Below are 13,509 nucleotides of genomic sequence, written 5' to 3'. Positions count from 1 at the left end.
AAAGCCCGGTGCGAATATCCATGTCGCTTCCGGGCTTTCTTTTATGTTATACGTTATGAGTGCAATCCTTATCTTCCATCTCCATCAAGTAAATTACCAATACCGCCTAAGATGCTTCCCTCTTCTTTCCTTCCTCCCGCTCTCGATGCTGAAGCCATACGGTCCGCCAGCCTACTGAATGGCAAGGATTGTATCCAAACGCGCCCAGGTCCGCGTAACGTTGCGAAGAATAAGCCTTCACCGCCGAATAACGCCGTTTTCACGCCTTTGACCATCTCAATATCATAATCAACCTCTTGTGTCATAGCTACGAGACAACCCGTGTCTACTCGAATTATTTCTCCTGGACGAAGGACACGTTCACAGATGGAACCACCCGCATGAACAAAAGCTAAACCATCGCCTTCAATCTTCTGCATGATAAAGCCTTCACCACCGAAGAAACCAGCCCCTAGCTTACGCTGAAAAGCAATACCTACCGAGACACCTTTCGCTGCACATAGGAAGGAATCTTTTTGACAAATCAACTTACCACCTAGATCTTGCAAATCCATCGCTAAGATTTTCCCCGGATAAGGTGCAGCAAAATTCACCTGTTCTTTCCCGTATGAGTTATGATTCGTAAAAACCGTCATGAACAAGCTTTCACCTGTTAACAACCGTTTACCAGCTCCTAGCAGCTTGCCCATGAACCCTTTATTATCACTGCTTCCGTCTCCAAAGACAGTCTCCATCTGGATATTTTGATCCATCATCATCATACTACCGGCTTCAGCTACGACACTTTCTCCCGGATCCAACTCGATTTCCACATACTGCATTTCATTTCCTAAAATACGATAGTCAATCTCATGAGCGTTCATTACTTTCTTACCTCCTATTTGTTTTCCGTAAGGAAATTCGCAACATAAGTTAAGCCATTTTAGATGTTATACGATGTATCTGAGGGTTGGTTTCAGGATTGAATGTTTAAATACTCTTATAATTTCCCTTTATTTGGTCTACTGATTCTCGTAAAGATGCACTTGTCTTTACTTCAATCACAACAGACAAGTCATATTTTTCAGCAAAAAGAAGTCGATCATTAATCGGAACATTACCGCTATATAGGGGCTGATGGTCTGATTTATCATTGCAATCATGAAGATGCATATGCTTAATCCGATCAGAAAATTCACGGAATACAACCTCTTCCTTAAAGTTAACTTTTGCATCGTGCCCTACATCCCATGTAAGGCGAAAATTTTCGAACTTTGTTAACATTTTGAGAGCCCTGCTGATGAATGGAACATGAAAGTTACATGTATTCTCTATCGACAAAACAACATTTAGAGAATTAGCAAGCTGATAGAGTTGTGAAAATGATTCAAAGAGTAATTTATGAAATTCTGATTCGTATTGTTCATTAATCCACATTCGCTCATGGGGCAACGTAAAGTAAATGCCATTATTTAAATGCATATTCAGAGTTTGTATCCCTGACAAGCTTGCCCATTCAATTGTTTCTTTACATCTCTGTAAATGTCCCATTCTTATTGAAGGATGAAACGATGATAAATCAATTTCTTCTGGTAAATGAACAGTAAATTCGATGCCATATTCTTGCTTAATATGCCTTATTTCCTGATGACTTAAATTCTCGGGTAGACATATCGGAAGATTCATATTTAGTTCAATGAAATCAAGACCTAATTCTTTACATAGATCGACATTCTGTTTAAGTGTTTTAAATTCTATTAAAGTTGGCATTCCTAGTTTCATTATGGACTACCTCCTTTTTCTTACGAATATATTTCTGATCATGATATTAACTCCTCCTCTATCTCCTTAGAGTGCCAAATGTAATTTTCATGTTTGGTGCATAGGTTAAGTAGGATTCATTATCGAATTCCTTTGAAAATAGTAATTCAGCTTCATATTGATCCATAGCATCATTAAGCATTAATCCACGATTCACTATATTATGAAGAAACTCCTCTTTCTCTCCAGGTAGTTCCCCTAATCCCTCTTCCCTCAAAGAGTTATAAAGACTTTGCTTATTTAGCAAGTCCATATTCTGATCCAAGAAATTAACCTTATCACTTACTCTACACTCAACGTTCTTCAAACCTAATTGACTGAGATAAATAGGTAATTTGATACCTATATTTCCGTCCTTACCCTTATGATAAAAATCTCCCTCGTACAATTTCTGCAAAATACCCAATTTAATCACTTTAGATTGCTCCAGTTCATCAAGGCAGTAGTTTGACATGTTAGCAATCCAATGGGGTTCAAAACAAATGACCATTCCATCATCTAAAACACAATCAATCATCTTCTGAAGTACTTTCTTCGAATCAGTCATATGTAATAAAAAAGCATGGCACATAGCTATGTCATACTTTCTGTCAATTGTAACTTCTTCAATATCACTTACGTAAAATTCGGATGGATACGGTTGATTTTGAAAGACTTCCCTCGCTGTATTAATAAGTTCATTACCCTTGTCAATTCCCGTATAGGTTGATCCTTCGGGCAAAAGCGGTAACAGTTTAAGCCCCAAATATCCAAAACCACATCCATAATCAATGATGTTCACCGGTTTTACGATCTTCCAAACCGTCTTCACTAAGAATTCTAAATAATCATCATTGTAATACAGCCCTCGAGTATTTCTTAAATATTCAATCTTGTTATCCCAGTAATATTCGGACATTGTAGGGCTCCTTCTATACATGAAGTAAGGTGATTTTTGGCTCCTAGTCGTTAAAGCTGTTAATTTTTTTCTCTAATTTTACAATCTTTTAAAAAAAGTATTTATGATTGGTCTATCTGGAGGGCTAATATTGTCAGGTATCTCACCTATTTCAAAAAATTTAATTTCTGCTACTTCTGTCTCATCTTGATTGATAACTCCATCAAATTCTTTACATAAAAAAGCAGCCACTACGTTATAGACCTCATCACCATGTGGATATTTGTAATACAGTTCCTGGCCTGAAAATACATCTAATAATTCAAGCTCCTTGGCTTGTAAACCGGTTTCTTCAAATAACTCTCTTCTCGCTACCTGTTCCATTGTTTCCCCTGGCTCTAAGGATCCTCCGGGCAATCCCCACATGCCATTATCAGTTCTTTTCTCAAATAAAATGGAGTTATTATGAATAACAACAACACAAGCACCGGCCATAATTAATGGTCTTGTTCCAACGATCTTTCTTAAATCCATTATGTAGCCCATAGTTATTTCACTCCTTTCAGTTTTTCCTTCGGCCGATGTATAGTAAATGTGAAGACACTCCTAATATGTGAGGATTCTCAGATTCTTTGTAAATCAAATTCATTACCTCTTGAAATTCTTCATCGCCACGAGAACGCCAATAGTCAAATTGCTCTGATTTAAATGAACCAGCTATACTTGATGACCCAATCAATTTAAGTGTCTCAAAACCTTGAGATTCCATGTAAGGATTAATGTCTTCTATGTTAAAATAATACGCCCCTGTGAATCTTCCTTCGTCCGTATGATTAAATATACCGCTTTGTGAACCTCTCTCCAATGAATTGGATAGCTTCTCAAATCATCGAGACTTGTAACCTCGTCTCTCCTTGAAGGCTAATTCCTAGCCTGATTGGACTTGTATGGCTACGATATTTTTTGTAAAGCTAGTTTCAATATGTTAATGGCTGCATTTTCGTCCCGATCTGCCCTGTATCCGCAAGAACATTGATGGACACGAACAGTAAGTGATTTTTTGACGATTTCATAACAATTAGAGCATCTTTGTGATGTTTGATAGGGATTCACTTGCATAACCTGACGACCAGCGCTTTCAGCCTTGTACGTCACGAATTGAACAAGTTGCTTCCATCCGCTATCTGCAATGCTTTTTGCAAGATGATGGTTCTTGACCATCCCTCGTATGTTCAAGTCCTCGAAGGCAATGAGTCCATACTCATTTACTAGCTTTCGCGACTCTTTATGGGCATAATCCTTACGCTGATTCGCTACCTTTTCATGAAGTCTGGCTAGTTCGCCTACAGCTTTGCGTCTGCGGTTTGAACCGCGCTTTTTCTTCGAGACCGCACGCTGCTTTCGTTTCAACTTTTTTTCGCTTTTACGAAGAAATTTCGGTGATCGTATACGATCACCGTCTGATGTTACCGCAAGCTGTGACACACCAAGGTCAATGCCTATCTGCTTTTCTGACGCTGAAAGGTATTTGCTTTCGACTTCACAAGAAAAACAAGCGTAATATTTGCCATTCTTGACCATGATGGTACACGTCTTAATCGTTCCTTGCGGTTCCCGATGAAGTCGTATGCGCACATTGCCGATCTTGGAAAGCTGAAGATGCTTTCCCTCTATGGAAAATCCGCTTTGCGGGTAGGTAAAGGAGCTATACTGACTTTCAGGCTTGAATCTCGGAAAGCCTGCTTTCTCACCGTTTTTGACGCGGAATCGAAAATATTCCGCGNAATGGACATTTTTGAGCTCGGGTATATACTGTTTTCTCACTGGCAACGTCGCCTTCTGCTCGTAGTAGGTTAAGCTTAGCCCAGTTTGCTTATAGGCAGCGATTCGTTCTTCGAGCAATCGATTATAGAGGAGACGGCAACGTTGCAGTACGAAATGAATGTTTTCTTGCTCTTCCTTGGTTGGATACAAGCGGAATTTATAGGTTCTTTGCATTAGCCGTCTCCTTCCATTTGATTCCATTATACCAAACAAATGTTCTTATTTAAAGAGGAGAGGAAGAGTATTGTTAGAATAGGCATTTTTTTGCCCTTGCCATCCCACAAAGGGATATCGGGCAAAGCGGACTTTCATCTCCCCCATTAAAATGGGAAGGATTCTCATCCGCATGCCCTAAAAATGAGTTGATATCCTCTATGTTATCATTCGGTTTCCAGTATTGAGGGAATAATAAGGAAGTCGTAAGATGCCGTATCCTTGTCATAAATGCGACAAATACAATACCATCCCGCTTCGTAACTCGATGCAATTCTTGTACGGCAGAATCCCGATACGCTGGTGTCTGTAAATGATATAAAGGCCCCAACATCAAAGATGCATCAAATTTCTCATCATTGAAAATGTTCAAATTTCTTGCGTCAGCAATATGGAAACCTTTGAAAAATCCCTCTACATTCATCTCAACTGCCTTCTCACCAGCTATTTCCACTAATCTCGGGGTAAGATCCGTTAGTGTAACATCATAACCACATTTCGCTAATTCAACTGAGTATTTGCCCGGTCCAGCTCCATTATCTAAAATGTGCCCTTTTAGCGGCAGCAAACCCCGTATATGGTGCCAGTTAACTATAAATTCAATAGGCTCTCTATCAAGACGGCCCCATTCGTCAAATCTATTATAATAATTAATCACGTTATCCATGTATATCTACTCCTTCATAAGTTTTTAATAGACAGACGAAACTCTTTCGTTCAAAGAAATAAACACTCCTTTCTTTAATTCAATAAATTCCAAAATATCCCTCTATTTCATACGAAGAGCAAAACAAAAAGGGGCAGAACCCCAATGGAGTATCTGTCCCGAAAACAAAAAATGTGCGCAAAAAAGCGCACGTCACTTAAGCAACATGCGCTCTTCAACTATTACTTTGACTATGAATCTCGTAATATTATTTTATAAAGTTTAATGATACTTAAATGCATGCCTTCATGGTACAAATTAAAACTAAGAAACTGCTCTGGCGTTTCCAAGGTCATTCCGGCTGAAGTTGTATAAGGTGGAACAATCTTCTCCTGCATGCGAAGACCAAGCACATCACGTATCCGCTCTTGCTGATCTTTCAGCAAGTTCTCCAACTCTGGCAAGGTCGGAACGGCAGCAGAATCGGGCCAATTTAAAGGCGTAGTACCATACTCAAATTGCTCCTTGAACCCTTCTGGCAAACGAAGCGGAAGACCCAAATACTGAAATGCGAACCGTTCAAGCACGACATAAACGTGCCCAAGCTGCCAACGGATCGTATTTCGAAAGCCATCTGGGATTCGGTCGGCTGTTTCCTCGGTAACGCCATCCATCAATTTTAAGGTTTGGCCCCTCACGAAAGCCAGCTGTTTGAACAAATAGTGTTCTATCGTCCTCACTCCTTCAAATCATTGTTTATGGCATATTATACCATACTATCGGCAGGATCGATTTCTTTCTATTAAAAAACTACATGTTCAAATTACGTTCTTCTTTGCGCAGCTTGCGCGCTGCAAATCGCGTTTCGGCTGTTTCGAACAGGCGTTTTTCTTCATCAGTTTCAGGGATGATTTCCGGCACCGGACACGGTTGTCCGTTATCATCTAGCGCTACGAAGGTTAGGTAGGCCGTCGCAGTGTGCTTTTTTTCGCCTGTTAGAAGGTTCTCCGACTCGATTTTCACATAAACCTCCATCGAACTTCGATGCGTCCACGTTACAAATGCCTCCAACTGAATAGCCTCACCTAGCTTGACAGGGGCGAAGAAGTCTAAGCTATCGCTAGATGCTGTCACGACACCTCTGCGCGAATGGCGCATCGAGGCTATCGTTGCAACCTTATCTATATATTGCATCACGCGGCCGCCAAACACGGTATTGTGATAATTCGTGTCTGCCGGCAAAATGATTTCTGTCAACACGGTTCGGGAGAGTCTTGCTGGTTTAGCCTCCATTATGCTTGCCTCCTGATGATGACTTGACTTGGGTAATCTAATTTTATTCGTAGTTTAACTTAAGCAGGCCAGCTGCTTGTTTCGCAAGGCTTCGTGCTTCCTCTACCGTATCTGCACTGCTCAGCGCAACAGCCATGCGGCGTCCCACTTTCGTCTCCGGCTTACCAAAGACGCGAACCTGTGTGTTGGGTACGGATAAAGCTTGCTCTAACCCGCTGATCGTATATTCGACTTGTTCGCGGTCTGCTTTGAGGGTGTAGCTAGCACCTGGCGTCAATAGACGAATTCCAGTGATAGGAAGCCCCAGAATCGCTCTAGCATGCAGGGCGAATTCGCTCAAATCCTGAGTTGCCATCGTGACCATGCCTGTATCATGCGGCCGCGGCGAAACTTCACTGAAATATACGCCTTCCTTGGTCAGGAACAGCTCAACCCCATAAAGACCGAAACCTCCAAGTGCGTCCGTAATAGTTTTGGCCATGTGCTGGGCATCCGAAATTTGCTGCTCTGTCATTGCATGAGGCTGCCAGGATTCGATGTAATCGCCATCCTTTTGAATATGGCCAATCGGCTCACAGTACGTAGTTCCTGAAACTGAACGAACCGTCAACAACGTAATTTCAGACTCAAAATGAATGAATTCTTCCACAATTACACGAGCGTTTTTCGCGCGGCCGCCTTCCATAGCGATGTTCCACGATTGTTCCACATTTTCAGGTGTGCGGCATACACTTTGACCTTTACCCGAGGAGCTCATGATCGGCTTAATGACACATGGTGTACCAATCTCCGCAACGGCAGCATGCAATTCTTCTAGGCTATTTGCAAAAGCATACTTCGCTGTCCGCAGCTCTAGTGTTTCCGAAGCAAGGCGGCGAATCCCCTCGCGATCCATCGTTAAACGAGATGCTGTAGCCGTAGGAATGACACGATAGCCCTCCTTCTCAAGCTCCACAAGAACAGGCGTAGCGATAGCTTCAATTTCCGGTACGATAAGATCCGGTCGCTCTTGCTCAATCACAGCTCTAAGCTGCTCCCCATCAAGCATATTAATGACATGGCTGCGGTGTGCTACTTGCATAGCTGGTGCATTCGCGTAACGGTCCACGGCAATTGTTTCAATCCCTAGGCGCTGCGCTTCGATAACAACTTCCTTCCCAAGCTCCCCGGATCCAAGCAGCATAATTTTCTTGGCTTTGTTCGATAATGGTGCTCCGTACATGAAATGAAATCCCCCTTATATGATGTGGAAATAAGCTAATAAATGGTTTAACGTGTATATGTAAGTAAAGAAAACGATAATGGAGATATGCAGGGCAATCTGCTGCCATACATATAAAAATACCCTGATCTATTGTAAAGGATTTCGACATTAAAAGATAGATTTGAGCAGAAGTTTGCGCAAAATAGGCACCAACTGTTCAGCGAGATCCTGCACATTGGGGACGACAATGCTGCTGCGCCCATACATGTTGCGCATAGCAATCCGCTCCGTTTCGTGGACAGTTCCACTGGCCAGAAAAATGCTGATGACCTCAATCCCTTGACGCCGAGCGTGCAGCACGGCTTCATAGGTGTCGAGGATACCGACATCATTGTAATTGGCTGCCGAAGGCTCGCCATCCGAGAACACCAAGAGGATGCGCTGGCGTTCTGTGCGCCGCAGCAGCCGCTCCGTCATGCGGCGAATCGCGAAGCCGTCGCGATTGTCCTGCTGCGGCTCAAGCTGAAGCAGAGCCGCGCCGCTTCCGGACGCTAAGGAGGAGCCGAAGTTGACCGCAACCTGGAACAGGTTCGGCGCTTCCTGCTCCGTGACGCGGTCCGCGTCCTCCCAGAATCCCACGATTTCGTGAGGGATTCTTAAGGATCGAAGGGTCTCGTGGAAGAGCACGAGACCGAGCTTGGTTTCGTCCATTTTGTCATACATGGACGCCGAGCAGTCGACGAGCAGCGCGAACGCCGCGTCAAGTTGGGGTACCGGCGCGCGCTTCTTATAGAAGAGGCGCGGCATCTCTTGCGTCACGGCTCGCGTTAGCCGCTTGTCGAGCCGCCCGAACAACCGATCGCCATGCGGGGCGATCCGCTTCTGCTCCAGCGTGCGCCGGATGGCACGCTGCAAGGGCTTCGCGAGCGGCGCTGCGCGCTCGCTTAGGCGCCTGTACCCGGCCTCCTGCGCAGCAGTCGGCAGTTCAGGCGCCAGCCACGTCGCCGTCGCATACGCGGCGACTGCGCCCTCTCCGTGCCCCGCGGCGGCGGGTACGGCAGCACCCTCGCGCCGCTCGCCGGAGGCGGCGCCAGTGCGCTTAGCGCGCACCGAGCGCCCTTGGGCGACGGCGAGCGCCTGGTCGGCCGCGTCGCCCTCGCGGGGCGCAGACCCCTGCGCGGCTGTGCGCGAGCCGCGCTCCAGCTCGAACCGCAGCAGCCCCGGGCTGCGGTCGCTGCTCTCGCGGTGCCAGGTCGGCATGCGCTCCTGGCCCGGTAATTGACGCTCCCCCTCATGTTCGGGGAGCACATCATCATTGGCGAGCCGCTTCGCGCGCTTCAGCTCGCCCTTATACCCTGCAGGCAGCGGCTCCGCCGCTCCGCTGCCCTGCTGCATCCAGAAATAAGCAGCTGTCGCATCTCTGTCTAGCCAATAAGACAGCGAGTCCGTCATCGCCTCGCAGCAAGCAGCAACCTCTGCTGTATGTTCAGCTTCCTCAATCTGCTCCATAATCGGATACAACTGGGCTAACCGGCCAGAAAGTCCAGCACCAGCATCCTCCACGCTTGCATGCCATTCCAAACCAGTAAACCAACCATACACCAATAAAAGAACAGCATCTGCCAACTCGCCTTTGCTTATGTGTGTCCTCAGCTTATGATGAAAATAGACCCTCAATATCCGATGCCTATGTGCGAATACACGGGCAGTTCCTGGTCTGCGAGTTCGACAAATACGCTCTAACCGCATATCCTCACATAGTGCAAAGAGCGAATTAGCCAGCTTCGGGAGGCTCGCACTCTGGCAAAAGTGTAGATATGACTTTACCGCGTCAGCCCCTGTGAACCAAGCACTGCCGATACCGCGGAGATAAACATCACTCTTCATTCCTGCTGCTTTATCAACCGGAGGATAATCCCGCCAAAACTGACTCACGGTTATTCGAGCTGAAGCTTCCTCATAGTCAGCATGGAACGCTGCTTCCACCTCAAGTTCTTTGCATTTCGTGAACATCCGGGCCAAATCTACAAGCTGCATTTGCAGCATCGCATCGATTTTATCCTCTAGTAAGCTTAGCTTTCCTACAAACATTGGCTTAGAATAACGTCTCGGCCGCATTCATCACGGCTGCACGCTCCCTTTCATCCTCCAACTTATCCGCGATCGCTCGCGAAACTGCGCGCATGGGAGGAATATAGGCCGTCAAATCGCAAGCATCCAGTAAAGCTCGAATCGAACCAGCTTCATCGGGCAGCTGCCCCATTTCAATTAAGGATAGTAAATCGGCAGATAACTGTACGAATGTTCTTAACTGCTTTTCATCCCGTAAAACAGATTTGCTCTTTAGCAGTTGAAATAGTGTCTCTCCTTGCAAATAGGGGACATCAATCGTTACAAATCGGTTTTTCAAAGCTTCATTGAGAGGCACTGTGCCAATATAGCCTTCGTTAATCGCTGCAATAACTCGGAAATCCGGATGTGCTGTAACGACATCCCCTGTAAAAGGGTTTGTAATCGATCTACGATGATCCAAAACACCGTTTATCAATGGCAACGTTTCCGGCTTAGCCATATTAATTTCGTCTATGTATAGAAAATGCCCCTTCGTCATGGCTTTCATGATTGGACCGGGAATAAAGGCGATCTGAGTACGACCCTGCTCATCGTGTGTTAGCGTTTTGAATCCTAGCAAGGCTTCCGCATCGAGATCCGTTGAACAGTTTACGGCATGCATGGGCTGATCAAAGAATGCTGAAACATGCTCAGCCAGCTTCGTCTTTCCCGACCCTGTTGGACCCTTCAACAAGACATTTTTGCCCAAATAGAGAGCGATCAGGGCATCCGTTAAAATGTCTTCACTAGGGGCTTCGAAAGCTGCAGTTCCAATAAGTTTACGTTCTACTGCCGTATGCTCTGTGTGTCTTTGCTGTTTATTCTGCTTTATATGCTCGCGTATTTCTTGTGGTAAAGTATCTGTCATCATGACTTTGGTGGTCCTTTCCTGATCCCTTGTCCTCTTACTATTTATCAGGGAAGCTTAGATTGTCAAGCTTTTCAGGGCAGCCACGGTTCGTCAATAATCGAGTGAGAATAAAAAGCCATTGATTCTCCGCATTTCGGACAACTCGGTTTGGAAGGAGAATCATTATAATACAGCGCCAAACCGTATGCGGTTTCAAAGTTAATCGCTTGGATGACATCATCCTTATGAACATAATCACACTCTCGCGAACTGCAATAAGCACGGACCTTATACCGATTACTCATTCATCCTAATTAGACGCGTGACAAGCATTCAGATATTCGGAATGTGTTAACACCGTCGTACTCCTTTTTTAGAAGTGATTAAACATTTTAAGAACGCAAAGATATACGACAAAACCCCCAGCAAACAGCTGAGGGAGCGCAATTTAGGAAAAGTTACTCATTTTGCTTTTTTAAGCATTCTTAAGGTAAGACGTTTCTTTGCCCCGAGGAATAGGTTGGGAACACATATTGGACCATCGTGTTAAATTCATTCAAATACGTATCCATTCGTTTATTATTTCGCTGTTGCGTGTCATAGTACATCATCCGATTCACAAAATGTGGATTCGACGAGATGAAAATATTCGTTTCCGGATAAATCCGAGTTAACAAATGTCGAATGGCATTGGCACTTTCCGCTGGAATCGGTTTGGCCGATAGCCAATCCATCTGTGAGCCTACCCCCGAGCCGAACAAGCCTGCTTCGTTTTCCGGGTCGTTATGTTTACTTAACATTTTAACGCCATCATCGGCGCCCATCGCTTGCATGCCCCCCATATCAACTGCAACATAAATATTGTTATCGGTTACGGCAACCGCTGTAGATCCTAGGTGCGCCGCTTGAATAATTTGATCCGCTAAATCCCGATTCAACTTCAAATGCGTGTTGATATGTGCTTTCACATTATCGATCGTAGGTTGCAGAATTGTTGGTTGCGGTGATTGATTGACACTCTTTGCACCCATCGAAGGATTTTCATTGTTTCTTAATCCTGTATCCCAACTGCCAGCACTCGGGTTGGAAGAGCTTGCGCCTGCTTGATTTTTGGGACTCGCTGCTGTGCAGCCTGCTGAAAGACCGACGAGTAGTGCGGTCACCACGATTTTGAAGATCGTTTTATTCATATAGACCCCCCCCTTCTAATAGCTCAAACTTTGCTTTACTTACTCTCAACATCTTCTTGCGTGTAAGCAATTAGGGCGACCTCATACCCCAGCTCATCCTTCATGCGGGATTCGAGTCTGCGCAAATCTTCCAGCAAATCTTCACGTGTGCCAAAGTTAGCAAAACGATATGTCTCTGTATCCATGATTTCTCCCCCCTCTCCTAAGCAAAAGCTATTAGTGTTAATATGGACAATTATCCTGATTTTTACTAAACAAAATAACCAGCTTACGCTGGCCTTAGTCAATCGTGTTTCTAAAGGTTGATGCAGCGCAAATTACGTCTATGTTGTGTATATTTGGCCAAAGCTTGCAAACTCCGTACAATGTTTGATATCCATTAGGTGCCAAGATATCACGTTATTCTCTGTTTAAGCATTACAATCAGGGCATTTAAACGGATAAATCCCTTTCTGAAATCTTTAATTGGTTTGAATGTCAATAGCTTGTACGATGTTTAAGGGGCCTTGTAGGAAATTCGGGCTTTTATAGTGAGATTAGCTCCATAAGGTCTTATCCGACGATATTTCTCCCGAATCCACACTTCACTTNATGTTTAAGGGGCCTTGTAGGAAATTCGGGCTTTTATAGTGAGATTAGCTCCATAAGGTCTTATCCGACGATATTTCTCCCGAATCCACACTTCACTTAAACGTTAAGAGTCTCTAGAAGCTCCTATTTCCACAAAAAGTGGCTAAAGAGGCGGAATAAGAGTCCCAAAAGACTCCTATTTGTTACTGAGAATGGAACGTCAGTGCGCTATTTATGCTAAATCAGCCTGTTTAGCTGCCTAGACGGAACTACAATCACTTATTTCCCCTCCAAGAGCAGCATTTCAGCCAAAAGAGGCAAAATAGCTGATCGACGTTCCCTCTGCTCACCAAAAAGGCAGCAAAATTGATAAATAGCGAATCGTAGTTCCCTCTCGCTTTTCGTCGAGGATATGCAAGTCATCGCTCCTGCTGAAAGGGAACGTCAGTGCGCTGATATGAACGAAACCTGCAACTCCTAGCACGGAGTTCCTTATTTCGGCATCACCAAAGTGAGCCTGTCAAGCGTTCTTCTTTACAGGCGGTNAACTACAATCACTTATTTCCCCTTTCAAGAGCAGCATTTCAGCCAAAAGAGACATATTAGCGAATCGACGTTCCCTCTGCTCACCAAAAAGGCAGCAAAATTGATAAATAGCGAATCGTAGTTCCCTCTCGCTTTTCGTCGAGGATATGCAAGTCATCGCTCCTGCTGAAGGGAACCTCGGTGCGCTATTTAAGCTAAATTATCCTGTTTAGCTGCCTAGACGGAACTACAATCACTTATTTCCCCTCCAAGAGCAGCATTTCAGCCAAAAGAGACATATTAGCGAATCGACGTTCCCTCTGCTCACCAAAAAGGCAGCAAAATTGATAAATAGCGAATCGTAGTTCCCTCTCGCTTTTCGTCGAGGATATGCAAGTCATCGCT

Annotated in this window: 13 protein-coding genes and 1 pseudogene; all 14 read right to left on the bottom strand. The window is 44.6% G+C overall.

The window, feature by feature from the left end; all coding sequences use genetic code 11:
• Positions 1-68 precede the first annotated feature (68 nt).
• The 14 genes and pseudogenes from ASG93_RS26260 to ASG93_RS35450 all read right to left on the bottom strand — a co-directional run bounded on the left by ASG93_RS26260 (position 69) and on the right by ASG93_RS35450 (position 12,194).
• Positions 69-863 (bottom strand): TIGR00266 family protein, encoded by a 795-nt coding sequence (locus ASG93_RS26260; RefSeq protein ID WP_056836805.1) that lies wholly within the window; start codon positions 861-863, stop codon positions 69-71.
• Positions 864-969: 106 nt separating this feature from the next.
• Positions 970-1,761 carry a sugar phosphate isomerase/epimerase family protein gene (locus tag ASG93_RS26255; protein WP_056836803.1) on the bottom strand — a complete coding sequence of 264 codons (792 nt, stop codon included), beginning with the start codon at positions 1,759-1,761 and terminating at the stop codon, positions 970-972.
• A 58-nt stretch (positions 1,762-1,819) separates the two neighbouring features.
• Positions 1,820-2,698: a class I SAM-dependent methyltransferase gene (locus tag ASG93_RS26250; protein WP_056836801.1), complete on the bottom strand. Its 879-nt coding sequence runs from the start codon at positions 2,696-2,698 to the stop codon at positions 1,820-1,822.
• Positions 2,699-2,776: 78 nt separating this feature from the next.
• Positions 2,777-3,223: an NUDIX hydrolase gene (locus tag ASG93_RS26245; RefSeq protein WP_056836799.1), complete on the bottom strand. Its 447-nt coding sequence runs from the start codon at positions 3,221-3,223 to the stop codon at positions 2,777-2,779.
• 405 nt (positions 3,224-3,628) lie between these two features.
• Positions 3,629-4,460, bottom strand: a pseudogene (locus ASG93_RS37300) (RNA-guided endonuclease InsQ/TnpB family protein); the annotation flags it as partial.
• Between the two features lies 1 nt (position 4,461).
• Positions 4,462-4,675, bottom strand: a 214-nt coding sequence (locus tag ASG93_RS37295; protein ID WP_414858889.1) for a helix-turn-helix domain-containing protein, incomplete at its 3' end; no start/stop codon positions are given.
• Positions 4,676-4,748: 73 nt separating this feature from the next.
• On the bottom strand, positions 4,749-5,381 hold the full coding sequence (locus ASG93_RS26230; RefSeq protein ID WP_056836792.1) for a class I SAM-dependent methyltransferase: 633 nt from the start codon (positions 5,379-5,381) through the stop codon (positions 4,749-4,751).
• Positions 5,382-5,611: 230 nt separating this feature from the next.
• Complete coding sequence (locus ASG93_RS26225) at positions 5,612-6,100, bottom strand: DinB family protein (protein WP_156411050.1); 489 nt, start codon at positions 6,098-6,100, stop codon at positions 5,612-5,614.
• Between the two features lie 70 nt (positions 6,101-6,170).
• Positions 6,171-6,653 (bottom strand): acyl-CoA thioesterase, encoded by a 483-nt coding sequence (locus ASG93_RS26220; protein ID WP_056836788.1) that lies wholly within the window; start codon positions 6,651-6,653, stop codon positions 6,171-6,173.
• A gap of 43 nt (positions 6,654-6,696) precedes the next feature.
• Complete coding sequence (purT, locus tag ASG93_RS26215; protein WP_056836786.1) at positions 6,697-7,875, bottom strand: formate-dependent phosphoribosylglycinamide formyltransferase; 1,179 nt, start codon at positions 7,873-7,875, stop codon at positions 6,697-6,699.
• Between the two features lie 150 nt (positions 7,876-8,025).
• Complete coding sequence (locus tag ASG93_RS26210) at positions 8,026-9,483, bottom strand: nitric oxide reductase activation protein NorD (RefSeq protein ID WP_235550971.1); 1,458 nt, start codon at positions 9,481-9,483, stop codon at positions 8,026-8,028.
• 469 nt (positions 9,484-9,952) lie between these two features.
• A complete protein-coding gene (locus tag ASG93_RS26205; RefSeq protein WP_056836784.1) occupies positions 9,953-10,840 on the bottom strand; it encodes an ATP-binding protein in 888 nt (295 codons plus the stop codon).
• Positions 10,841-11,304: 464 nt separating this feature from the next.
• Positions 11,305-12,009, bottom strand: coding sequence for a hypothetical protein (locus ASG93_RS26200; protein ID WP_056836782.1), 705 nt, complete (start codon positions 12,007-12,009; stop codon positions 11,305-11,307).
• Between the two features lie 35 nt (positions 12,010-12,044).
• Positions 12,045-12,194, bottom strand: a complete 150-nt coding sequence (locus ASG93_RS35450; protein ID WP_156411049.1) for a hypothetical protein — start codon at positions 12,192-12,194, stop codon at positions 12,045-12,047.
• Between the last annotated feature and the right edge of the window lie 1,315 nt (positions 12,195-13,509).

This window comes from Paenibacillus sp. Soil787, from assembly GCF_001429545.1.
In the GTDB taxonomy this organism is placed as follows: Bacteria; Bacillota; Bacilli; order Paenibacillales; family NBRC-103111; genus Paenibacillus_E.
This window is presented reverse-complemented; position numbering and strand designations above follow the sequence as displayed.